General features: G+C 64.1%; 22 protein-coding genes. 15 read left to right on the top strand and 7 right to left on the bottom strand.

The features are described 5' to 3' along the window. Positions 1–78: 78 nt before the first annotated feature. From pyrC to OE856_RS01670, 8 genes are all read left to right on the top strand, one after another. Positions 79–1116, top strand: coding sequence for a dihydroorotase (pyrC, locus tag OE856_RS01705; RefSeq protein WP_263714315.1), 1038 nt, complete (start codon positions 79–81; stop codon positions 1114–1116). Positions 1117–1162: 46 nt separating this feature from the next. Further along, positions 1163–1843, top strand: coding sequence for an orotate phosphoribosyltransferase (locus tag OE856_RS01700; RefSeq protein WP_263714314.1), 681 nt, complete (start codon positions 1163–1165; stop codon positions 1841–1843). A 193-nt stretch (positions 1844–2036) separates the two neighbouring features. Further along, positions 2037–3527: a replicative DNA helicase gene (locus OE856_RS01695; RefSeq protein ID WP_263714313.1), complete on the top strand. Its 1491-nt coding sequence runs from the start codon at positions 2037–2039 to the stop codon at positions 3525–3527. A gap of 54 nt (positions 3528–3581) precedes the next feature. Further along, on the top strand, positions 3582–4631 hold the full coding sequence (gene alr, locus OE856_RS01690) for an alanine racemase (RefSeq protein WP_263714312.1): 1050 nt from the start codon (positions 3582–3584) through the stop codon (positions 4629–4631). After that, entirely contained in the window at positions 4631–5410 is a 780-nt protein-coding gene (locus OE856_RS01685) for an MlaE family ABC transporter permease (RefSeq protein WP_263714311.1), read from the top strand. The genes alr and OE856_RS01685 overlap by 1 nt, the downstream gene beginning before the upstream one ends. Next, on the top strand, positions 5407–6153 hold the full coding sequence (locus OE856_RS01680; RefSeq protein ID WP_263714310.1) for an ABC transporter ATP-binding protein: 747 nt from the start codon (positions 5407–5409) through the stop codon (positions 6151–6153). Before OE856_RS01685 ends, OE856_RS01680 begins: the two co-directional genes overlap by 4 nt. Before the next feature lie 21 nt (positions 6154–6174). Next, a complete protein-coding gene (locus OE856_RS01675) occupies positions 6175–7143 on the top strand; it encodes a DUF2971 domain-containing protein (RefSeq protein WP_263714309.1) in 969 nt (322 codons plus the stop codon). A 3-nt stretch (positions 7144–7146) separates the two neighbouring features. Continuing rightward, positions 7147–7593: a paraquat-inducible protein A gene (locus OE856_RS01670; protein WP_263714308.1), complete on the top strand. Its 447-nt coding sequence runs from the start codon at positions 7147–7149 to the stop codon at positions 7591–7593. 58 nt (positions 7594–7651) lie between these two features. Here the strand turns inward: OE856_RS01670 and OE856_RS01665 are convergent, their stop codons facing one another. The 6 genes from OE856_RS01665 to OE856_RS01640 all read right to left on the bottom strand — a co-directional run bounded on the left by OE856_RS01665 (position 7652) and on the right by OE856_RS01640 (position 14519). Continuing rightward, positions 7652–8008 carry a RidA family protein gene (locus OE856_RS01665; RefSeq protein ID WP_263714307.1) on the bottom strand — a complete coding sequence of 119 codons (357 nt, stop codon included), beginning with the start codon at positions 8006–8008 and terminating at the stop codon, positions 7652–7654. A gap of 16 nt (positions 8009–8024) precedes the next feature. Beyond that, a complete protein-coding gene (locus OE856_RS01660) occupies positions 8025–8735 on the bottom strand; it encodes a DUF3726 domain-containing protein (RefSeq protein ID WP_263714306.1) in 711 nt (236 codons plus the stop codon). After that, the gene (locus OE856_RS01655) at positions 8732–10408 is read right to left on the bottom strand and encodes a hypothetical protein (protein ID WP_263714305.1); all 1677 of its coding nucleotides are present in this window, start codon (positions 10406–10408) and stop codon (positions 8732–8734) included. Before OE856_RS01655 ends, OE856_RS01660 begins: the two co-directional genes overlap by 4 nt. 66 nt (positions 10409–10474) lie before the next feature. Then, positions 10475–12022, bottom strand: a complete 1548-nt coding sequence (locus tag OE856_RS01650; protein WP_263714304.1) for a BCCT family transporter — start codon at positions 12020–12022, stop codon at positions 10475–10477. Between the two features lie 35 nt (positions 12023–12057). After that, the gene (locus tag OE856_RS01645; protein WP_263714303.1) at positions 12058–13071 is read right to left on the bottom strand and encodes a dipeptidase; all 1014 of its coding nucleotides are present in this window, start codon (positions 13069–13071) and stop codon (positions 12058–12060) included. Then, complete coding sequence (locus tag OE856_RS01640; RefSeq protein WP_263714302.1) at positions 13068–14519, bottom strand: aldehyde dehydrogenase family protein; 1452 nt, start codon at positions 14517–14519, stop codon at positions 13068–13070. Before OE856_RS01640 ends, OE856_RS01645 begins: the two co-directional genes overlap by 4 nt. Positions 14520–14608: 89 nt before the next feature. On the opposite strand from OE856_RS01640, the gene OE856_RS01635 reads away from it, so the two are divergent. The 4 genes from OE856_RS01635 (at position 14609) to purF (ending at position 19100) form a co-directional block, all read left to right on the top strand. Further along, the gene (locus tag OE856_RS01635; protein ID WP_263714301.1) at positions 14609–15490 is read left to right on the top strand and encodes a LysR family transcriptional regulator; all 882 of its coding nucleotides are present in this window, start codon (positions 14609–14611) and stop codon (positions 15488–15490) included. An 87-nt stretch (positions 15491–15577) separates the two neighbouring features. Continuing rightward, on the top strand, positions 15578–16945 hold the full coding sequence (radA, locus tag OE856_RS01630; RefSeq protein ID WP_263714300.1) for a DNA repair protein RadA: 1368 nt from the start codon (positions 15578–15580) through the stop codon (positions 16943–16945). A 21-nt stretch (positions 16946–16966) separates the two neighbouring features. Next, positions 16967–17524, top strand: a complete 558-nt coding sequence (locus OE856_RS01625; RefSeq protein WP_263714299.1) for a CvpA family protein — start codon at positions 16967–16969, stop codon at positions 17522–17524. A 118-nt stretch (positions 17525–17642) separates the two neighbouring features. Then, on the top strand, positions 17643–19100 hold the full coding sequence (purF, locus tag OE856_RS01620; protein WP_263714832.1) for an amidophosphoribosyltransferase: 1458 nt from the start codon (positions 17643–17645) through the stop codon (positions 19098–19100). A gap of 29 nt (positions 19101–19129) precedes the next feature. On the opposite strand, the gene OE856_RS01615 is transcribed toward purF, so the two are convergent. Continuing rightward, positions 19130–19789, bottom strand: coding sequence for a histidine phosphatase family protein (locus tag OE856_RS01615; RefSeq protein ID WP_263714298.1), 660 nt, complete (start codon positions 19787–19789; stop codon positions 19130–19132). 85 nt (positions 19790–19874) lie between these two features. Between OE856_RS01615 and OE856_RS01610 the strand changes: the two genes are divergently transcribed. From OE856_RS01610 to OE856_RS01600, 3 genes are all read left to right on the top strand, one after another. After that, positions 19875–20531 carry an SDR family NAD(P)-dependent oxidoreductase gene (locus OE856_RS01610; RefSeq protein ID WP_263714297.1) on the top strand — a complete coding sequence of 219 codons (657 nt, stop codon included), beginning with the start codon at positions 19875–19877 and terminating at the stop codon, positions 20529–20531. 67 nt (positions 20532–20598) lie between these two features. Next, entirely contained in the window at positions 20599–21384 is a 786-nt protein-coding gene (surE, locus tag OE856_RS01605; protein ID WP_263714296.1) for a 5'/3'-nucleotidase SurE, read from the top strand. Continuing rightward, complete coding sequence (locus tag OE856_RS01600) at positions 21381–22022, top strand: protein-L-isoaspartate(D-aspartate) O-methyltransferase (RefSeq protein WP_263714295.1); 642 nt, start codon at positions 21381–21383, stop codon at positions 22020–22022. The genes surE and OE856_RS01600 overlap by 4 nt, the downstream gene beginning before the upstream one ends. Positions 22023–22044 lie beyond the last annotated feature (22 nt).

Genomic DNA, 22044 nt, shown 5'->3' with positions numbered 1-22044 from the left:
CGTTGAATCGCCCCCAACCCGCGCCCAAGACGCGAAGAACACTGGAAACCGGGCGTCCAATTGTGTAACGCCTGCCTCATGACCCAAAGCTTGACCATCCGCCGCCCCGACGACTGGCACCTGCACCTGCGCGACGGCGCCATGTTGCAGGGCGTTCTGCCCGAAACCGCGCGCCATTTCGGCCGTGCAATCATCATGCCCAACCTGGTGCCGCCCGTCGTCACCGGCGCCGATGCCGCCGCCTATCGCGATCGCATCATGGCCGCCCTGCCCGAGGGCATGGATTTCACGCCGCTGATGACCCTGTACCTGACCGAGGACACCAATGCCGACGATCTGGCCGCGGCGCACGCTTCGGGGCTGATCACGGCGGTCAAGCTGTACCCGGCAGGCGCGACCACGAACTCGGCCTCGGGCGTCAAGAATTTCGACAAGGTCCGCCCGGTGCTGGAACGCATGGCCGAGATCGGCTGCCCCTTGTGTGTGCACGGCGAGGTCGTCGATGCCGAGATCGACATTTTCGACCGCGAGGCGGTGTTCATCGACCGCGTGCTTGATCCGATCCGCCGCGCCACCCCCGGCCTGCGCGTGGTGATGGAGCATATCACCACCGCCGACGGCGTGGCCTATGTGCAGGCCAATGACCGCGACCTGGGCGCCACGATCACCACCCATCACCTGATCATCAACCGCAACCACATCCTGGTTGGCGGGATCAAGCCGCATTACTACTGCCTGCCCGTGGCCAAGCGCGAAAGCCATCGCCAGGCGCTGGTGCAGGCCGCCACCTCGGGCGACGCGCGGTTCTTCCTGGGCACCGACAGCGCGCCCCATATCGACGCGCTCAAGGAACATGCCTGCGGCTGCGCCGGCTGTTTCACCGCGACCAACACCATGTCGTGCCTGGCCGAGGTGTTCGAGGCCGCGAACGCGCTGGACAAGCTCGAGGCCTTTACTAGCCTAAATGGCCCCGCCTTTTACGGCCTGCCCGCCAATGACGCCACGATCACCCTGACCAAGGGCGATCCGGTCACCTATCCGGCCAAGCTGGAGACCGGCGCCGGGCCGGTCACGGTGTTCGACCCCGGCTTTCCGCTGCACTGGCGCGTCGCCTGACCGCCGCCCGCCCATCTGAAACGCATCACAGACATCGAGACACGCCATGATCCCCACCTCGTTTCCCGCCAAGGAAGAAATCGCCCGCCTGACCGCGCGGATGCTGCTGGAAATCAAGGCCGTGCATTTCAATGCGGACGAGCCCTTCACCCTGGCCTCGGGCCTGCCCTCGCCCACCTATATCGACTGCCGCAAGCTGATCAGCTATCCGCGCATCCGCAGCACCCTGATGGATTTCATGGCCGTCACCGTCATGCGCGACGCGGGGTTCGAGGCGTTTGACAACATCGCCGGCGGCGAAACCGCGGGCATCCCCTTTGCCGCCATGGTGGCCGAGCGTCTGGCCCTGCCCATGACCTATGTGCGCAAGAAACCCAAGGGGTACGGCCGCAACGCCCGCATCGAGGGCGCCATGTCCGAAGGCGAGCGCGTGCTGCTGGTCGAGGATCTGACCACCGATGGCGGCAGCAAGCTATCCTTTGTCGATGCGATCCGCGACACCGGCGCCACCTGCGGCCATACGGCGGTGATTTTCTACTATGGCATCTTCCCCGACACCGAACAGCGCCTGGGCGATCACGGTGTGAAACTGCACTATCTGTGCACCTGGTGGGACGTGCTGGCCGAGGCCCGCGCCCAGGGCGCCTTCGATTCGAACACCCTGGCCGAGGTCGAGGCCTTCCTCAAGGCGCCCCGCGCCTGGCAAGAGGCACGTCAGAAAAGCTGACCTGACACGGCGGAAACCCGCACATCCGGGCGACCCGGCCACGGCCATTCGCCCCCACATGTGGACACAAGCTCGCACCCGACCTCGAAATGAGGTAGGGTGCAACTTATCCACAAGGCGATCCACAGAAACATACATTTTGCCTTTTGCCCGGGCCTGGCGCTATGACACCGCTCGGAGACAGGGACCAAAAATGAACGAGATCACAACGATCCGGCAGGACGCGGACGAGGACGCCGCGTCGGGCACGCTGCCGCATAACATCGAGGCCGAGCAGCAGCTCTTGGGCGCGATTCTGACGAATAATGATGTCTATGACCGCATCGCGTCGGTCATCCAGCCGCATCATTTCTACGAACCCGTGCACGCCCGCATCTACGAGGTCGCCGCCTCGCGCATCCAGAAGAACGCCCTGGCCTCGCCGGTCACGCTAAAGGCGTTCCTGGAAGACGATGAAGGGCTGAAAGAGCTGGGCGGCCCCGCCTATCTGGCACGACTTGCCGGGGCCGCCATTTCATCCTTTGCCGCGCGCGACTATGCGCAGATGATCTATGATTTCGCGATCCGCCGTGAGCTGATGCGCCTTGGCAGCGACATTTCCGACAAGGCCGCACGCGTGTCGATCGACAGCGACCCCAAAAGCCAGATCGTCGAGGCCGAACAGGCGCTCTACAAGCTGGGCGAACAGGGTCAGTCGGAAACCGGGTTCCAGTCCTTCCTGCGTGCCGTCACCGATGCGGTGAACGTCGCCAACGCCGCCTATCAGCGCGACGGCGGGCTGGCGGGCATCTCGACCGGGCTGATCGACATGGATGGCAAGCTGGGCGGGCTGCACAAGTCCGACCTGTTGATCCTGGCCGGTCGTCCGTCGATGGGTAAAACCTCGCTGGCCACCAACATCGCCTACAACATCGCCAAGGCCTATCGCAAAGGCCAGCGCCCCGACGGCACCGAGGGCGCGCTCGAGGGCGGCGTCGTGGGTTTTTACAGTCTTGAGATGAGCGCCGAGCAGTTGGCAGGCAGGATTCTGGCCGAGGCGTCCGAGATTTCCTCGCATAAAATTCGGCAAGGCGACATGACCGAAGAGGAATTCCGCCGTTTCGTCGAGGCCGCCAAACGGCTGGAATCCTGCCCGCTATTCATCGACGACACCCCAGCCCTGCCGATCAGCCAGCTGGCCGCGCGCGCCCGCCGCCTGAAACGCACCCACGGGCTGGACGTGCTGATCGTCGACTATCTGCAACTGGTGCGCCCGGCATCGGCCAAGGACAGCCGCGTGAACGAGGTGTCAGAGATCACCCAGGGCCTGAAGGCCATCGCCAAGGAACTGGACATCCCCGTCATCGCCCTGTCACAGCTCAGCCGGGCCGTCGAAAGCCGCGAAGACAAGCGCCCGCAGCTGTCGGACCTGCGTGAATCGGGTTCGATCGAGCAGGACGCCGACGTGGTGATGTTCGTCTATCGCGGCGAATACTACAAAGAGCGCGAAAAACCCGGCGACGAGAACCTCGAGGCCATGGCCAAATGGGCCGAGGAAATGGACCGCCTGCACGGCAAGGCCGAGGTCATCATCGGCAAACAGCGTCACGGCCCGATCGGCACCGTCGAGCTTAGCTTCGAGGCGCAGTTCACCCGTTTTGGCAACCTCGTGAAACCGTGGCAACAGGGCGCGGGCGATTTCTGATCGCCCCCCGCCTTTCCCCTTGACGTTGCGCCGCGTGCGACGGAAACCCTAGGCATGGCTACAGGATCTCTGAATATCAATCTCGACGCGCTCAAGCGCAACTGGGCGGCTCTGGACGCGAAATCCGGCAGCGGTGTTGAAACCGGTGCCGTGGTCAAGGCCAATGGCTATGGGCTGGGATCGGGCCGCGTCGCCCGCGCCCTGGCCGAGGCTGGCGCGCGCAAGTTCTTTGTCGCCACCGCCGAGGAAGGCGCCGCCGTGCGCGAGGTTCTGGGCCGCGGCCCCGAGATCTTCGTCTTCAGCGGCCACATGTCGGGCGACACCGACATGATCAACGACCTTGACCTGATCCCGATGCTGAACTCGGTCGATCAGCTGACCCGTCACTTCGAGGCCCTGCCCGGCGCCGGGTTCGGCATTCAGCTGGATACCGGCATGAACCGTCTGGGCATGGAAATGGCCGAATGGGCCGCCGTGGCCGAGATCGCCCTGGCAGCCGGCCCGCGCCTGGTCATGAGCCACCTGGCCTGCGCCGACGAGCCCGGCCACCCGCAGAACCAGCAACAGCTCGACGCCTTTCACGCCATGACCGACGGTATCGGCGCGCCGCGCAGCCTGTCGGCCACCGGCGGCATCCTGCTGGGCCCCGACTATCATTTCGACGTCACCCGCCCCGGCGTGGGCCTTTACGGCGGCCTGCCGTTCGAGGCCGCCGAGCCGGTGGTGAACCTGGCCCTGCCAGTGGTGCAAAGCCGCGAGCTTGAACAGGGCGAAAGCGTGGGCTACAGCGCCACATGGATCGCCGAAGAGAATTCGGTTATCGCAACTATGTCAGGCGGTTACGCTGATGGCCTCATCCGTGCGATGAGTGGGCGCGGTCACCTGTTTTTCGAGGGCATTCCCTGCCCGATCGTCGGCCGCGTGTCGATGGATCTGATCACCGTCGACGTCACCCATCTGAACACCGTGCCCCGCGCTCTGGATATCCTCGGCCCCGAACAGACGGTCGATGACCTGGCCGATGCCGCCGGTACCATCGGCTATGAAATCCTGACCTCGCTGGGCAACCGCTACAAGCGCCGCTACATCGGGGATATGGGCTGATGATCGTCCGGGCGACGGCGGGTATCGGGCGCGGCACGCTGGGCCTGTTGGCGGGTATCGGGCGCGGCACCATGTTCGTGCTGGCCACGATCTCGGCCGCCCTGCGCCCGCCATTCTACATCAAAGAATTCCTGCAAGCCATTCTGCACATTGGATATCTCAGCCTGCCTGTTGTCGGGCTGACGGCTATTTTCACCGGTGCCGCGCTGGCCCTGCAGATCTATGCGGGCGGCTCGCGCTTTCAGGCCGAGGCCGTGGTGCCCTCGATCGTCGCCATCGGCATGACCCGCGAACTGGGCCCGGTTCTGGGCGGGCTGATGGTCGCGGCCCGTGTCGCCAGCTCGATCGCGGCCGAGATCGGCACGATGAAAGTGACCGAGCAGATCGACGCGCTTGTCACCCTCTCGACCGACCCCATGCGCTATCTGACCGTACCGCGCGTGCTGGCCGCCGTGCTGGCCCTGCCGGTGCTGGTGGGCGTGGGCGACGCGATCGGCATTCTGGGCGGCTATTCGGTCGGCATCGGCCGGCTGGGCTTCAACTCTGCCGCCTATCTCAAGAACACCACTGACTTTCTTGAATTCTGGGACGTCGCATCCGGCATGGTCAAAGGCGCCGTGTTCGGTGCCATCATCGCGCTGGTGGGCTGCTATTTCGGCATGAATTCGGGCCGCGGCGCCCAGGGCGTGGGCCGCGCCACCAAATCGGCGGTGGTGACGGCCTCGGTGCTGATCCTGGCCTCGAACTACATCCTGACCGAGGCCTTCTTTAACCAATGATCGAGCTGCGCGACGTTCATAAATCATTCGGCCCCAAACGGGTGCTGCAAGGCGTCGACCTAGTGGTGCCCAAGGGCGAAAGCATGGTCATCATCGGCGGTTCCGGCACCGGCAAATCGGTCACGCTGAAATGCGTGCTGGGGCTGGTGAAACCCGACCAGGGCCAGATCCTGGTTGACGGCCAGAACGTCGAAAAGGCCGAGCGCGACGAGTTCCTGTCGCATTTCGGCATGCTGTTCCAGGGCGGCGCCCTGTTCGACAGCCTGCCCGTCTGGCAGAACGTCGCCTTCCGCCTGCTGCGCGGCCGCCTCAAACGCCCCAAACCCGAGGCCCGCGAGATCGCCATCGAGAAACTGCGCCGCGTCGGCCTGAAACCCGATGTGGCCGATCTCTTCCCGGCCGAACTGTCGGGCGGCATGCAAAAGCGCGTGGGCCTGGCCCGCGCCATCGCCGCCGACCCGCAGATCATCTTCTTCGACGAACCCACCACCGGGCTTGACCCGATCATGGCCGGCGTCATCAACGAGCTGATCCGCGAGATCGTCGTCGAAATGGGCGCCACCGCCATGACCATCACCCATGACATGACCAGCGTGCGCGCCATCGCCGACAAGGTCGCCATGCTGCATGACGGTGTGATCAAATGGACGGGCCCCGTCGCCCAGATGGACAACTCGGGCGACCCCTACCTCGACCAGTTCATCCACGGCCGCGCCGAAGGCCCGATCGAGGCGGTGCGCTAGGCTAGCTGAAAGCAAAACTGGATGACGCCTGAAACACACAGAAAAATATCAGAGCTGCTTTTTCCATACGCGCTGCGGCGCGCACAGGACGTCAAGGACAAACATACTAGATTTGTTCATTACACTAGCGCCGAAGCGGCGATGAACATCATCGCAAGCAACTCTGTATGGCTCCGCAGCGCAAGCGTAATGAACGACCTCTCCGAGGTTCGATACGGCCACCAATGCCTCCTTCACGCGTGGAACAACAGTAACGCGGGCGAAAGACTAAAGGTAGTCTTGGACCAAGTCCAAAAAGGAAAATCTCAGGAGTTCGTAGAGCATTTCAATACAAGACTGTCTGAGCAGTTCACTCAGACCTTTTTGCTCTCATTGTCTGAACACGGTGATGTAGAAAACCACGAAGACAAATTCGGCAGGTTGTCGATGTGGAGGGCATATGGCGGCACTACGAACGTCGCCTTGGTCCTGAACAATAGGCCTTTCATGTCTGATACAAATACGCTGAATGCGTTCACCTCTCCCGTCTCATATGGCACACCGGCAGAGTTTTCCGTGCTGTTTGATGAGGTTGTTACAGGCTTGGAAACGAATATTGGGCTCGTTCAGTCTATAAATCCCCAGTTTTTCTCAAACATGTTATTTGCAGCATGTCATTTCGCCGTTCTTTCAGCCAAACACCCGGGATTTAAAGAAGAACGTGAATGGCGTGTATGCTACTCGCCCAGCATCTGGCCCTCTGACAAGCTTATCCCAAAGATCGAAATTATAAACGGGGTCCCGCAAAAAGTGTTTGTCCTTCCCCTGAAGGATTATCCCGAAGAAGGGTTCACAGGCGCGACAATTCCCGACCTTATTGAAGAGATCCTCATCGGCCCAACCGATAACCCTCAGCCAATGCGTGAGGCCCTTATCATCTCGCTTGGAAATGCCGGCGTGACCGACCCCCATCTCAAAGTCAGAGTATCTGACATCCCACTTCGGAGGTGAGGTTTGAGTAATAGCGCAGCCAAATACACCAATCTCGCCCTGCTGATCCTCTTCCCCATCGCCTGGATCGCCCCCCTGATGCGTGCGGGGCTGGGGCTGCCCTTCTTTGGGCTTGATGAAATCAGCGTGGTCTCGGGCCTGATCAGCCTTTGGCAAAGCGACATCTTCCTTGCCCTGATCGTCACCCTCTTTGCCATCATCGCGCCCATGGCCAAAACCATCGGCCTGGCGCTGATCCAGTTCGGCCACGCCTCGCACCGCTGGCTGCCCGCCATCTCGGCGCTGGGGCGGCTGGCCATGGCCGATGTCTTTCTGATCGCGCTTTACGTGGTGATCGCCAAGGGCGTGGGCGTGGGCAAGGTCGAAACCGCCTGGGGGCTCTACCTCTTCACGGCCTGCGTGCTGGTCTCGTTGACCATCTCTCGGCTCGAGAAATCACGGCCCCGCTAGCCCCTTCGAATGACGCCCGGGGTACGGGCCGCGGCTGCGCGACCCGTTTCAACCTGCACTAGTCCTGCGACAGGGCCGCCACGGCGACCATTTCGACCCGCATTCCGGGGCGCGCCAATGCCACGCCACAGGTCGCGCGAGCCGGCGGATTGCCCTTGTCGACCCAGGCGTCCCACACCGCATTCATGCCCGGAAAATCCGCCATATCGGTCAGCCAGACCTGCACCGACACGACATCCGATTTGCTGCCACCCAGTTCGGCCATCACCTGATCGATACCGTCCAGAACCTGACGGGTCTGGGTTTCGATATCGGCGCTCAGATCGTCGGGGATCTGCCCTGCGAGGAAAACGATATTGCCTGCGCGGACGGCTTCGCTCATGCGCGGGCCGGGGTTAAGGCGGGAAATGGTCATCTTGGATCCTTGTTGTTCAGTCATTGTCATCGGTGCCCGCCCCCGCATCGCTGCGCGAGCGTTCGGACGGGGGAACAGTTGTGCGCATCGCAAACACGCCCAGCGCGGCCAGGGTCGCAGCGTCGCATTCATAGTCGGCCTGGCAGGGTGCGGTTTCGGGCACGGTGTCGGCGGCGCTTAGGTCGGCGCGGGTCTCGGCCAGATCGACCAAGACCTTGATATCACCTGAAATATGGTCGCCCCCCACGTAAACCGTGCCGGTGGCGAAACGCATGGCGATGGGGTGCCCGCTGCTGCGTGCCAGGCGCGCAAGGAACGGCACCACAAGGACGGGCTGGCTGACCGGCCCGATCGCGAGACCCGCGTCCAGCGAGCCCTCGGGAAGGCTGCCGTAGTCGCTGAGTGACGATCCAAGGATCAAGGGGCAGATCGCCCCCTTGCCCGCGGGCAGCCAAAGCCCGGCGGCGACCTTGGGGCACAGCTCGTCCCAGGGCTTACCCGCGGCCTTTTCAAGATGCGCCAACAGCGCCGCCGCGCCATCGATACCATGCGCATGCAGCCACCCGGCGGCAAACCCCGCCTCTTCGGCGTGGCCCCAGCTTAGGCCGGCGCCGCGAGCGGCCTTGGTGCAGGCGCCTTCGATCTCGTTGCGCGACAGCCGGGTCCGGGTGGCCAGGCCCGACAGGTCGGGCCCGGACTGCGTCGGATCATTCGGTTCAGTCATCATGACAGGGACCCTCCCTCTGGATCCAGCGGATAAGGCGCGCCCTGAAACAGGCTGATACGCACCCATTTGTCCGAGCGCGGGTCGAAGTGGGTCGCGCCGAAAAAGGCCAGCTTGCAGCGCATCAGGTCGATGGGCAGCATGTCGGCGGCGATCAGGTTGTCATGCACTTCGGCATAGGGATGGGTCTCGGCGATCTGGGCGCGGCGCACGATATAGCGGTGCCGGGGGTGGCGCATGACGAATGCCGCCACGGTCTCGGTCGCGGGGCTTTGCGCCAGGTCAGCATCCAGCTCCCAGGCGAAACGGGCGATACACAGGGGCTGTTCAAGCTCTGCGCCCTCGTCGGATGCACGCTCTCCCAGCCGGGGCTCCAGCTTTTCTTCCGAAACATACCAGAACCGCGCCATGTTTTCGGGCTGCGTGAAATCCGTTGCCAGGGCCCAACTGTAACGCTGGCGCAGGATTTCGCGCAGGCGCCCGACCGTCATTGACCCGTTCAGGGGGGCGGCGACGGTCTCATCGGCGCTCATGCAGGCCGACAGATCATCGACAAGATCGCCGTGGGGCTCGATCAGCAGCGCAAGAAGCTGCTCTTGCCCCTCGACCGACAGGGTTGCCTCGCCCCAGCGCCACAGCTCATCCCACGGGAACGCCGCCGTGCCCGGAAACTGATCAAGCCGCGCCCCGATCCGGTCGAGATCCGCACAAAGATCGGCCAGCTTGGCGACCTGGATCGGATGCTCCGACCGCCAATCGGCGGCATTGCGGCGGGCCTCTTGATAGGTCTGGCGCAGGCAGCGCACGGCCTCGGGCGCCGCCCCCGCGACACCGCGCACCCGTGTAAGGGCCTCTTCCCGTGCCGCCGACCAGTTGTTCAGCAGCAACGGGTGCCGCACCAGATACGGCGCCATGCCAAGCCCGGTAGAGTTTCCGACACCAAAGGCCGCCTTGATCGCGGGCTCCAGGCGCACGGCATTCGCCCCGCCTTTGACCATTGCCAGGTGTTCGACGATATCGACCGTGAACTGGCGCGTCAGCCAGACCGAGAGCATCTCGGGCTGAAACGGCTCTGCCAGCTCGGGCCGGTCGGCGATATCCCGTCGGTCGGCGGCACCGAACTTGCCCGACCCATAGACGGCCGTGGTGCGCATCAGATAGCCGACGGCCGCGATCTCTTCGGGGTCGGGCTGCTGCCCGGCCGCCAGCCGGTCAACCACATGCGCCCACAGCCGGACCGAGCGGTTCGCGCGGCTGAGCGACAGCTCTTGCGACGACACCCGGCCGGCCTCTTGCAGGGGCACATTGGCCTGCAAGCGGTCAAGATCGGCCGCGCTTGGCGTGCCGTCGAACAGGGCAAACGTGGCATCCCAGGCCGTAGCGATCACGCGATCCGACCGCATTTCGGCGGGCAGGTCATGCGCAAAGGCAACAAGGCTGTAGCTGCGTTTCGGACCGGCGGCGCGATAAACCGCCCGACCAACCCCATGATCGTCGATCTCCCAGACCGGGCGATCAAACCGCCAGCCCTCGTTGGCCATCCGCCGAAGCAGCACGCGCAGGAATGACAGGCGGGTCGGATGCGCAGATCCCATCCGCTCCAGGCGCATGACGACCTGCGGGGACCGGGGCTGCGGGGTGCCGCCATCAGTGGCAAGAGTGTTTCCGGCTTGCATGGCTCGGATGCCTTTCATTGAGCGGAAGATGCTGCCGGGCAAGGCGAACCCCGCCCGGCGCTTCACTTACTTGCGGCCCAGCGCCAGCGTGATGCGCAGCGCGTCCCAGATCGAAGGCAGCAACACCAGCGACACCGGCACCGCGGTCACGACGATAAAGCTTTGCAGCTTGCCGATACCGCCCGCCCCTGTCGAGATCAGGATCAGGGCCATGACCCCCATCGCGATCCCCCAGAAGGCGCGCAGCGGCGTCGAGGGGTTGTCGCTGGACATCGCGGTCGCGATGACAAAGCTCATCGAGTCGCTGGTGGTGGCCACGAAGATCATCGTCAGCACCAGGAACAGCGCCGACAGGATAAATCCAAGCGGCATGGCCTGGGTGATTGCAAGCAGACCGGCGGGCAGGTTGAACCCTTCGAACGGCCCCGAGATGATGCCCGGGGTCATCTGCTCAAGCGCGATGCCCGACCCTCCGATGATCGTGAACCAGAAGTTGGTGATCAGCGGCGCGATGATCGACAGCATGATGATGATCGAGCGGATCGAACGGCCACGGCTGACACGGGCGATAAAGATCGCCATCAGCGGCCCGTAGCCCAGGAACCAGCCCCAGAAAAACACGGTCCACCAGCCCAGCCAGCCGGGCGCGCCGAACATCCCCGCATCGCCACGATACATCGCCATGTCGACGAAGTTCGACACATAGGTGCCCAAGCCTCCGAAAAAGCCCTTGAAGATGAACACGGTCGGCCCGGCAATCAGCATGAAGGCCAGCAGCGCAAATGCCAGGATCACGTTGGCCTTGGACAGGAACTGGATACCCTTTTCCAGGCCCGAGATCGCCGAGATCGTGTAGATGCCGGCCAGCGCCAGGATCATCACGGCCTGGGTGGTAAAGCCATCGGGAATGCCGAACAGCGCGTTCAGCCCGTAAGACATCTGAAGCCCCAGGAAACCGATCGGCCCCACCGTCCCCGCAACCACGGCGATGATGCAGGACGCATCCGCGATCAGCCCGATCGGGCCATTGATCGCGCGATCCCCGAACACCGGGTAAAGCAGCGTGCGCGGCGCCAGAGGCAGACCTTTGTCATAGTGATAATGCATCAGCATGATCGTGGTCAGCGACCCAAGGATCGCCCAGGCCAGGAAACCCCAGTGCAGGTAGGACTGCGCCAGCGCGGCATTGGCCTGCGCCTGCGGGTCGCTGCTCAGATCTCCGAACAGCGGCGGGGTCGACAGGTAATGCGCGATCGGCTCGCCCGCGGCCCAAAAGACCCCGCCCCCGGCCAGCAGCGTGCACATGATCATCGCCGCCCATTGGAAGGTGGTGAATTCCGGGCGCTCCATACGGCCCAGAACAGAACGGCTGCCCGGCAGGAAACAGATCGCGATACCGATGACGAAGGTCGCCAACAGCAGGATCTGCCAGTAAAGGCCAAAATAAGTGGCCGCGAAATTGAACCCCCAGTCGACCATGGCCGACAGGGTGTCGATGCTGATCAGCGCAAGCGCGCAGAACAGCAGGATAAAGCCTCCGGTAACCGCGAAAAGCGGTTTGTCCACGCGGCCCAGCCACGCACCTCGGGTGCGGGTCTCGGTGGTGTCAGTCATGATCTCCTCCCTTAAAGATCGTTAGGTTCGGGCCGTCACTCGGCGGCGCGATGCAGCGTCGACCCCTCCTTGGTCTTCGGTGCGAAACTCTTTTCGAAGAAACGAAGCCAGTTGCCGCCCATCACGGCGGCGACATCGGCCTCGGCCATCCCCGTGGCCCGAAGGCCGGCGGCTATGCGGCCGAAATCGCGGTTGTCGGCGAACCACTCGGGCATCGGCGGAAAGCCCGGGGCGGCGGCGCTGCCCTCGCCATAGTCGATGACCTTGGTCCAGCGGCCGACACGCATCCATTCGACGATGCTGTCAGGCTGATCCTGGCACAGGTCAGTGCCGATCCCGACATGGTCGATACCCATCAGATCGGCGGTGCGCGCGATCATCTCGCAATAGTCGGTCACGTCGCAGGCGCTGCCGCCCCTGAGGTGATGCGGATAGACCGAAAAGCCCAGCATCCCGCCGCTTTGCCCCAGGGCACGCAGCACGGTCTCGGATTTGTTGCGCAGCGCCGGATGCCAGTCATGTGGATTGGCATGGGTGATCGCGATCGGACGGGTCGAATGCTCGATCGCCTCCAGGGTCGAGCGCTCGCCCGAATGGCTCATATCCACGACAAGACCCACGCGGTTCATCTCGGCCACGACCTCGCGGCCCATCCGGGTCAGGCCGGTGTCATCGGCCTCGTAACAGCCCGACGCCAGAAGCGACTGGTTGTTATAGGTCAGCTGCATGAACCGCAGACCCAGCGTGTGCAGCACCTCGATCAGCCCGATATCGTCTTCCATGCATGACGGGTTTTGCGAGCCAAAGAAGATCGCCGTGCGCCCGGTTTCGCGCGCCCGGGCGACATCCGCCGCCGTGCGTCCGAGAAAGATCAGGTGGGGAAATTGCTCGAACCAACGGTTCCAGCGTTCGATGTTCAGCACCGTTTCGCGAAAGGTCTCGTGATAGGTGATCGTCACATGGACGGCATCAACGCCGCCATCGCGCATCTGGCGAAAGATCTTTTCCGACCAGTTCGCATATTGCAGACCATCAATCAGCGGGGTCATTCCGGCACCCCCGCCGCGACATAGGCGGTCTTGACGGTGGTGTAGAACTCGGCGGCATAGCGGCCCTGTTCGCGCGGTCCGTAAGACGAAGCCCCGCGCCCGCCAAAGGGAACGTGATAATCCGTTCCGGCAGTCGGCAGGTTCACCATCACACAGCCCGCGCGCATGTTGGCGCGGAAATGGCTGGCGCGCGAAAGCGAGCGGGTCATGATCCCGGCGGTCAGGCCGAACTCGCTGTCATTGGCTAGCGCAAGCGCTTCGTCATAGCTGCCCGCCTTGATGACGCAGGTGATCGGCGCGAACATTTCCTCGCGGTTGATCCGCATGTCGTTGCGGGTGTTCGCAAAGACGGCGGGGGCCTGGAAATAGCCCTCGGTCTCGCGCTGAACGCGGTCGCCGCCGCACAGCAGCTCTGCCCCTTCGGACTTGCCCAGTTCAACAAATCCGAGGTTCTGCGCAAGCTGCCCCTCGGACACGACCGGCCCGATCTGAGTGCCCTGAGCCAGCGCGTGACCGACCGTAAAGGCCCTGGCTGCCGCGGTCAGTTTCTCGACAAACGTATCATGCACCGCCTCGTGCACGATCAGGCGCGAGGCCGCGGTGCATTTCTGCCCGGTGCCGCCGAACGCCGCGTTGGCCGCGTGCGACACAGCAAGATCGAGGTCGGCATCGTCCATGATCAGCATGGGGTTCTTGGAACCCATCTCCATCTGGATCTTCGTCATGTTCGCAATCGCACTGGCAGCGATGCCGCGCCCGACCGAAACCGACCCTGTAAAGCTGATTGCGTCGACTTCCCGGCTTTCGACCAGCCGCTGACCGACTTCGCGGCCCGGACCGGTCACCAGGTTGAACAGGCCCGCGGGAATGTCCTGGCGCACGATGATCTCGGTCAGCGCACAGGCGGATGCGGGCGTCAGGTTCGCGGGCTTCCACACAACGGCGTTTCCGAAGGCCAGCGCGGGGGCGATTTTCCAGGCCGGAGTGGCCACGGGAAAGTTCCAGGGGCTGATGATCGCCACAACGCCGACCGGCTCGCGGCGCACATCGATCTCGACGCCCGGGCGCACGCTTTCGGCCAGGTCGCCATGGCCGCGCAGGGCCTCGGCGGCATAATAGGTAAAGAACTGCCCGGCGCGATAGACCTCGCCACGGCCTTCGGCCAGCGGCTTGCCCTCTTCGCGCGATACCATCTGGCCGATCTCATCGGCCCGCGCCATCAGCTCGGTGCCGATCGCCATCAGAACGTCATGGCGTTTCTGAACGCCGGCACGCCACCAGACGACCTGCGCCTTGCGCGCCGCGGCCAGAGCCTCATCCAGTTTCGCGGCGTCAGCCTGACCATACTCGCCGATCACATCCGCCAGATCCGAGGGATTGCGGTTCTCGACCAGTGATGCGCCTTGCTCCCAACGCCCTGCGATATGAATGCCCGTGTTGTGAATCATGCTGAACTCCCTTTGTCAGAGAGACCCTAGACGCGATGGTTCATTTCAGGCAATCTTGAACTATTGAACGTTTTTTCAGGATTTTTGAAATGGCAATCAAACTCGAAATGTTGCGCACCTTTCGCGTGGTGGCCGAAAAGGGCGCGCTCTCACAGGCCGCGGCTGTGCTGGGGCGAACGCCCTCGGCCGTGTCGATGACGCTTGCGCAGCTCGAGGCCAATATCGGCGCGCCCCTGTTCGAGGGAGATCGCAAGAACCAGCTCACCCTGCTGGGCGAGATGGTCCTGGCCGAGGCCATCCGCGCCACCGATGTCTTTCAGACCAGCACCGACGCCATCCGCCGGTTGACGACCTCGATCGCGGGCACGGTCCGGATTGCCGCCGTCCCCTCTGCGACGGCGGCGCTGTTGCCACAAGCCCTGGCCGCGTTCCGCCAGACCCATCCCGGCGTGAGGCTCGAAATCAGCGATGTCGACAGTGCATCGGTGCGCCGGCGCGTGCGGCTGGAAGAGGCGGATATCGGCATCGTTACGGGCGCGATTGATGACGATACCGACGGCGTTGCCATCCTGCGCGACAAACTGGGAATCGCGTTTTCTCCGCGCGGCAAGATCGCCCAGGCCATCGCTGACGGGGCCGCGCCCGACTGGACGCTTCTTGGCCTGGAGCCGCTCATCGGCAACCCCCTGTGCGACCTCGTCCCCCACCCTGTCGTGCGTGACCTCGTGGACTCGTGCAACCTTGAGGCCCGCAACACCACCGCCCTGATCGCCTTTGTCCGCGAGGGGCTTGGCGCGACGGTGCTGCCCGACAGCCTGATGCTGAACCGTCAAGACATCGGGTATCTCAGCCCTGAAACACCCGTTGCGCGCCGCGAGCTGCGCATGATCTCGAACCCCGAGCGCCGCCTGAACCCCGCCGCTGAACAGCTGTGGAACGCGCTTGCGAAATCTCGGGCATCGGGGAACTGACGATCCGGCTTGACCGACGCATCAGAGACCGCGCGGCGCCCATTTTCCGCGCTGGACAAATAAGAACAAACCATGCACAAATGCAACATGGTTAAACTCGCAAATGCCTTTACCTGCACCTCCTGCGGCGCCGCGCACAAGAAATGGGCCGGCCGCTGCGACGCCTGTGGCGAATGGAACTGCATCATCGAAGAGGCCCCGCTGTCCTCTGGCCCGGCCGCGAAATCCCTTGGCGCCAGCCGGGGCCGCGCCATGGCCCTGTCCGATCTGTCGGGGCACGAGGCCCCGCCGCCGCGCAGCCAGTCCGGCCTGGGCGAGCTCGACCGCGTGCTAGGCGGCGGGCTGGTGCCGGCCTCGGCCATTCTGGTGGGCGGCGATCCGGGCATCGGCAAATCCACCCTGCTGTTGCAGGCCGCCGCGCGCTTTGCCTGCGCGGGCCTCAAATGCATCTATATCTCGGGCGAAGAGGCCAGCGCCCAGGTGCGCATGCGCGCTCAAAGGCTGGGACTGGCCGATGCGCCGGTCAAGCTGGGGGCTGAGACCAACCTGCGCGATATCCTGACCACGCTTGAGGCCGAGCGCCCGCAGCTGGCCATCATCGACTCGATTCAGACCATGTGGGCCGACAATGTCGACAGCGCGCCGGGCAGCGTCGCCCAGGTGCGCGCCGCCGCGCATGAGCTTGTGACATTCGCCAAGCGCACCGGCATCGCCGTCATCCTGGTGGGCCATGTCACCAAGGAAGGCCAGATCGCCGGCCCCCGCGTCGTCGAACACATGGTCGACACGGTCCTCTATTTCGAGGGCGAGCGCGGCCACCAGTTCCGCATCCTGCGCGCGGTCAAAAACCGCTTTGGCCCGGCTGATGAGATCGGCGTGTTCGAAATGACCGGCGAGGGCCTCTCTGAGGTGCCCAACCCCTCGGCCCTGTTCCTCAGCGACCGCGACACCCCCGCCCCCGGCTCGGTGGTCTTTGCCGGCATCGAGGGCACCCGCCCCGTGCTGACCGAGATCCAGGCCCTTGTCGCGCCCTCGCCCCTTGGCACCCCGCGCCGCACGGTGGTGGGGCTGGACAGCGGCCGCCTGTCGACCACGCTGGCCGTGCTCGAGGCGCGCTGCGGCATCCCCTTTGCCGGGCTCGACGTTTTCCTGAATGTCGCGGGCGGCATGAAAGTCACCGAACCCGCCGCCGACCTTGCCGTTGCCGCCGCCCTGCTCAGCGCGCGCGAGGACATCGCCCTGCCCGCCGACACCGTCATTTTCGGCGAGATAAGCCTGTCGGGGGCATTACGCCCCGTCGGCCAGACCGAAAACAGGTTGAAAGAAGCGCAAAAACTTGGTTTCACCAATGCTATAACCCCCGCGCGCGGCAAGACCGGCGACGGGGCGGGCCTGAAACTGCGCCAGATGGCGGACCTCACGGCCTTTGTTGGAGAGACATTCGGGGCTGGGTAGGGCGCCACGGAAGGAGCAGGCATGGAAGGTTTCACCATTGTGGACGGGGTGGTGGCTGCCGTCATCATTCTCTCTGCGCTATTGGCCTACTCGCGCGGCCTTGTGCGCGAAGGCATGGCCATCGCCGGGTGGATCGCCGCCGCGATTCTGGCCTTTATGTTCGCCCCCCAGGCACAACCGCTAATCAAGCAGGTGCCGGTCATCGATAAAATCATCGGCGACAGCTGCGAGCTGAGCATTCTGGCCGCCTTTGCCGCCGTGTTTGCCGCCGCCCTGATCCTGGTGTCGCTGTTCACGCCGCTTTTGTCCTCGGCGGTGCAGCGCTCGGCCATTGGTGGCGTCGATCAGGGGCTGGGCATGCTCTTTGGCGTTGCGCGTGGCATCCTGCTGGTCGCTGTCGCCTTTTTCATCTACGAGGCCGTTCTGGTCGGCGACCCGATTGCCGAGATCGACGACAGCCGGTCGGCCCAGGTGTTCGCCCTGCTGACCGACAAGATCCAGGAACGCGACCCCGCGCAGGCCCTTGGCTGGCTGACCAACCGCTATGACATCCTGGTGGGCACCTGCGGCGCCAGTTGATCGCCGCACAGGTGGCACGAATTGTTTTGTGATCCTTTCGTGACACCGGCGGCACAACCGACTAAGTAAGGCCCAACCTGACCTGAAACGGATTCGGAGCCCCGCTGAGATGCGCGAGATGCCCCCCAGTCACCCGTTCGACGATGACAAGCTGAAAGAGGAATGCGGCGTATTCGGCGTGATCGGCGTTGCCGACGCGGCGAACTTTGTTGCCCTCGGCATGCATGCCCTTCAGCACCGCGGCCAAGAGGCCGGTGGCATCGTCGCCCATGACCCCGCCTTTGGCTTCAGCTCGGCACGCCGCTTCGGCTATGTGCGCGACAATTTCACCAAGGCCTCGCTGATGGAGACCCTGCCCGGGGCCCTGTCGATCGGCCATGTGCGCTATTCCACCGCCGGGTCCAAGGGCAACACCCAGATCCGCGACGTGCAGCCGTTCTTTGGCGAATTCTCGATGGGCGGCGCGGCGATTGCCCATAACGGCAACATCACCAACGCCGATGCGCTGCGCAAGGAACTGATCGGGCGTGGCTCGATCTTCCAGTCGTCCTCTGACAGCGAATGCATCATCCACCTGATGGCCCGCAGCCTGCAAACCAACATCCCCGAGCGGATGAAGGACGCGCTGCGCCGGGTCGAGGGCGCCTTTAGCGTCGTCGCCATGACCCGCACGAAACTGATCGGCGTGCGCGACCCGATGGGCGTGCGCCCGCTGGTTCTGGGCCGCCTGGGTCAGGGCTGGGTGCTGTCGTCGGAAACCTGCGGCCTGGACATCATCGGCGCCGAATTCGTGCGCGAAGTGGCGCCGGGTGAGATGGTCGTGATCTCGGAAAAGGAAGGGGTGCAAAGCTTTCACCCGTTCGAGCGCGCCCAGCCGCGGTTCTGCATCTTCGAACATGTCTATTTCTCGCGCCCTGACAGCATTCTGGGCGGGCGCTCGGTCTATGAAACCCGCCGCCAGATCGGCGTGGAACTGGCCAAGGAAAGCCCGGTCGAGGCCGATCTGGTCTGCCCCGTACCCGACAGCGGCACCCCGGCGGCCATCGGGTTCAGCCAGCAAAGCGGCATTCCCTTTGCGATGGGTATCGTGCGCAACCAGTACATGGGCCGCACTTTCATCGAGCCGACCGAACAGATCCGCAACATGGGCGTGCGCCTGAAACTGAACGTCAACCGCGCCCTGATCAAGGACAAGCGCGTCATCCTGGTCGATGACAGCGTGGTGCGCGGCACCACCAGCCGCAAGATCAAGGAAATGATCCTGGACGCAGGCGCCGCCGAGGTGCATTTCCGCATCGCCAGCCCGCCGACCGCCTGGCCGTGCTTCTACGGCGTCGATACCCCGCAGCGCGACAAGCTATTGGCCGCGACCATGTCCGAAGAGGAAATGCGCGACCACCTGGCCGTGGACAGCCTGAAATTCATCTCGCTTGATGGCCTTTACCGCGCCGTGGGCGAAACCAAGGGCCGCAACGCCGCCTGCCCGCAATATTGCGATGCGTGTTTCTCGGGCGAATACCCCGTGGCCCCGCGCGACATGATCGCCAAGGGGTTTGAACTGAAAGCCGCCGAATAAGCCTAGATCCGGGTGCGCGCATCCTGCCGCTAGATGCGTGTGCGCGCCTCCTGGCGCGACGGCAGATCCAGATGCGGCACCGCGTTGAAGGTCTCTAGCGCCAGCATCCCGTCGGTTTTCACATACCGATGGATCGAGGTGTTGAAGATCTGCAGCAGGATATTCGCATGCACCTGCACCTCGAACTGCAACAGCAGCCGCATCGCCATGCTGATCACCCCGCCCGAAGTCACCAGCATCACCCGCCCGCCCAGATCCTCTGACACCGCGATCATCTCGTGCACGCGGGTCTGGAACTGGTCGAACCGTTCCAGGTGGCTGTGAATCTGGCCCTGCTGCCAGGCGCTGAGAACCTGGGGCACATGGGCAACGAACGTCTCGCGGCTGTCGGGAATATCCAGCGCGTGAGTTTCCTTCAGCGAATTGGACAGGCCGAAATAATCCATCTCGTTCAGACGCGCATCCTGGCTGACGTCCAGCCCCAGATGCCCGGCCACGATTTGCGCCGTGTCGCGCTGGCGGTTCAGCGTGCCCGAGATCACATGGTCGAACCCATGCCCGCACTCGGCCATATACTGGCCCAGCCAGTCGGCCTGTTGCCGCCCCAGGTCACTGAGATGGTCATAGCTGTGTTCGTCGGGGGCCCCGGTCTGGGCCTGTCCATGCCGGACAAAGGTGATCTCGACCATGCTGCGTCTTTCTGCCTCTTGCCTATTGTCGGGTCTAGCGCGCTTGGGCCTTGACCTCTAGCCCAAAGCACAGCAAACCGCCCGCATGAGTGAACAGAAACTTGCCCTTGTCACCGGTGCCTCGCGCGGCTTTGGCGCGGCGGTTGCCGAAGAGCTGGCCGTCAATGGCTGGCATGTCATCGCCGTGGCGCGCACCACCGGCGCGCTCGAGGAACTGGACGACCGCATCAAGGCCCGCGGCGGCGAACAGCCGACCCTGGCCCCGATGGATGTCACCGACCCCGACGCCATGCGCCACCTGTGCCGCTCGGTTCATGACCGCTGGGGCAAGCTGGACCTGTGGGTGCACACGGCCATCCATGTGCCGCCGCTGACCCCGGCCGATCACCTCGACGTCAAGGACTGGACCAAGGTCGTCACCACCGGCGTGCAGGCGACCGGCGTGCTGATCCCGTTCGTGTCGCCGCTGCTGATCGCCTCGGGCGCCGGCACGGCCGTCTTTGTCGACGATCCCAACGCGGGCAAATTCCTGGGCGCCTATGCTGCCGCGAAATCGGCACAGCGTGCGCTGTTTGACGCCTGGGCGCAGGAAACCGCGAAAACCGGTCAGATGCGCGTGCATCGTTTTGCCCCCGCACCGATGCCCACCGCGACCCGCGCCCGGTTCTATCCCGGCGAAGACCGCAGCCCTCTGACCCAGCCCGCCGATGAGGCACAGCGCCTGCTGGCCGAGCTGGGCTGACGCATCGCTTGCCGCCATGGGTCTGCTCGCTTATTGAGGAAACAGGCAGGCAACCCGGGGCGGCGATATGCGCATTCTGATCACCAATGACGACGGCATCAACGCCCCCGGGCTGAAGGTTCTGGAAGACATCGCGAACCAGCTTGCCGGCCCCACCGGCGAGGTCTGGACCGTGGCCCCCGCCTTTGAACAATCGGGCGTCGCGCACAAGATTTCCTATACCCATCCGATGATGATCGCCCAGCTGGGCGAGCGCCGCTTTGCCGCCGAGGGCTCTCCCGCCGATTGCGTGATGGCGGGCATCTATGACGTGCTGTCCGACCGCCGGCCCGACCTGGTTTTGTCGGGCGTTAACCGCGGCAACAACGCCGGCGAGAACGCGCTTTACTCTGGCACGCTGGGCGCGGCGCTCGAGGCGGCTCTGCAGGGCCTGCCGGCGATTGCACTTTCCCAATATCTAGGCCCCGATAACCACCTGCGCGACCTGCATTTTGAATCAGCAATCGAACATGGCGCCGAAACCGTGCGGAAACTGCTGGATCACGGCCATTGGCAGGCCGAGGATTACCGCGTGTTCTACAACGTGAACTTTCCGCCGGTGCGCAAGGGCCAGACAAAGGGCCTGCGCGTCAGCCCGCAGGGCTATCGCCGCGATTCATTCTTCGCGGTCGAGCCGCATATCTCGCCCTCGGGGCGGCGGTTCCTGTGGATCAAGGGCGGCAGCCAGCGTACCCCCACCCTGCCCGGCACCGACGTCGCCAACAACCTCGAGGGCTATATCGCCGTCACGCCGATGCGCGCCGATCTGACCGCCCATGACACGCTGGCCGCACTGAAAGACCGCCTGGAATGAGCGACGCCGCAGAACGCAAGATGCAATTCCTGTTCGCGCTGCGCTCGCGCGGGGTGACAGACAGCCGCGTTCTGACCGCCATGGAAAAGATCGATCGCGGCGCCTTTGTGCGCGGCCTGTTTGAGCCGCGCGCCTACGAAGACATGCCCCTGCCGATTTCCTGCGGCCAGACGATCAGCCAGCCCTCGGTCGTGGGGCTGATGACCCAGGCCCTGCGGGTGCAGCCGCGCGACAAGGTTCTCGAGGTGGGCACCGGGTCGGGCTATCAGGCCGCGATCCTCAGCCAGCTGGCGCGCAGGGTCTATACGGTTGAGCGCCACCGCCGCCTTGTGCGCGAGGCGCAGGACCGGTTCGATGCGCTGGGGCTGACCAATGTCACCGCCATGCTGGGCGACGGATCGTTCGGATTGCCCGATCAGGCACCCTTTGATCGCATCATCGTGACGGCCGCCGCCGAAGACCCGCCCGGCCCCCTCTTGGCGCAGTTGCGCATAGGCGGTATCATGGTGGTGCCCGTCGGGCAGTCGGACGCCGTGCAGCACCTGATCAAGGTCACGCGCAGCGAAACCGGGCTAGAGTATGAAGAGTTGCGCCCCGTGCGGTTCGTGCCGCTGGTCGAAGGCATCGGGCAAGAGTGAACAGCCGAACCCCGGATCAACG

Source organism: Actibacterium sp. XHP0104 (genome assembly GCF_025751515.1).
Taxonomy (GTDB): Bacteria; Pseudomonadota; Alphaproteobacteria; order Rhodobacterales; family Rhodobacteraceae; genus Actibacterium_D.
This window is presented reverse-complemented; position numbering and strand designations above follow the sequence as displayed.

What these genes read in the sequence shown, in the direction of transcription:
- OE856_RS01695 (WP_263714313.1), top strand. Translation starts at nt 2,037, where the DNA reads ATGAACGAGATCACAACGATCCGGCAGGACGCGGACGAGGACGCCGCG.
- OE856_RS01600 (WP_263714295.1), top strand. Translation starts at nt 21,381, where the DNA reads ATGAGCGACGCCGCAGAACGCAAGATGCAATTCCTGTTCGCGCTGCGC.
- OE856_RS01640 (WP_263714302.1), bottom strand. Translation starts at nt 14,519, where the DNA reads ATGATTCACAACACGGGCATTCATATCGCAGGGCGTTGGGAGCAAGGC.
- OE856_RS01660 (WP_263714306.1), bottom strand. Translation starts at nt 8,735, where the DNA reads ATGATGACTGAACCGAATGATCCGACGCAGTCCGGGCCCGACCTGTCG.
- pyrC (WP_263714315.1), top strand. Translation starts at nt 79, where the DNA reads ATGACCCAAAGCTTGACCATCCGCCGCCCCGACGACTGGCACCTGCAC.
- OE856_RS01645 (WP_263714303.1), bottom strand. Translation starts at nt 13,071, where the DNA reads ATGACCCCGCTGATTGATGGTCTGCAATATGCGAACTGGTCGGAAAAG.
- surE (WP_263714296.1), top strand. Translation starts at nt 20,599, where the DNA reads ATGCGCATTCTGATCACCAATGACGACGGCATCAACGCCCCCGGGCTG.
- OE856_RS01665 (WP_263714307.1), bottom strand. Translation starts at nt 8,008, where the DNA reads ATGACCATTTCCCGCCTTAACCCCGGCCCGCGCATGAGCGAAGCCGTC.
- OE856_RS01655 (WP_263714305.1), bottom strand. Translation starts at nt 10,408, where the DNA reads ATGCAAGCCGGAAACACTCTTGCCACTGATGGCGGCACCCCGCAGCCC.
- OE856_RS01635 (WP_263714301.1), top strand. Translation starts at nt 14,609, where the DNA reads ATGGCAATCAAACTCGAAATGTTGCGCACCTTTCGCGTGGTGGCCGAA.
- purF (WP_263714832.1), top strand. Translation starts at nt 17,643, where the DNA reads ATGCCCCCCAGTCACCCGTTCGACGATGACAAGCTGAAAGAGGAATGC.
- OE856_RS01685 (WP_263714311.1), top strand. Translation starts at nt 4,631, where the DNA reads ATGATCGTCCGGGCGACGGCGGGTATCGGGCGCGGCACGCTGGGCCTG.
- OE856_RS01700 (WP_263714314.1), top strand. Translation starts at nt 1,163, where the DNA reads ATGATCCCCACCTCGTTTCCCGCCAAGGAAGAAATCGCCCGCCTGACC.
- OE856_RS01615 (WP_263714298.1), bottom strand. Translation starts at nt 19,789, where the DNA reads ATGGTCGAGATCACCTTTGTCCGGCATGGACAGGCCCAGACCGGGGCC.
- OE856_RS01675 (WP_263714309.1), top strand. Translation starts at nt 6,175, where the DNA reads ATGACGCCTGAAACACACAGAAAAATATCAGAGCTGCTTTTTCCATAC.
- radA (WP_263714300.1), top strand. Translation starts at nt 15,578, where the DNA reads ATGGTTAAACTCGCAAATGCCTTTACCTGCACCTCCTGCGGCGCCGCG.
- OE856_RS01680 (WP_263714310.1), top strand. Translation starts at nt 5,407, where the DNA reads ATGATCGAGCTGCGCGACGTTCATAAATCATTCGGCCCCAAACGGGTG.
- OE856_RS01650 (WP_263714304.1), bottom strand. Translation starts at nt 12,022, where the DNA reads ATGACTGACACCACCGAGACCCGCACCCGAGGTGCGTGGCTGGGCCGC.
- alr (WP_263714312.1), top strand. Translation starts at nt 3,582, where the DNA reads ATGGCTACAGGATCTCTGAATATCAATCTCGACGCGCTCAAGCGCAAC.
- OE856_RS01610 (WP_263714297.1), top strand. Translation starts at nt 19,875, where the DNA reads ATGAGTGAACAGAAACTTGCCCTTGTCACCGGTGCCTCGCGCGGCTTT.
- OE856_RS01625 (WP_263714299.1), top strand. Translation starts at nt 16,967, where the DNA reads ATGGAAGGTTTCACCATTGTGGACGGGGTGGTGGCTGCCGTCATCATT.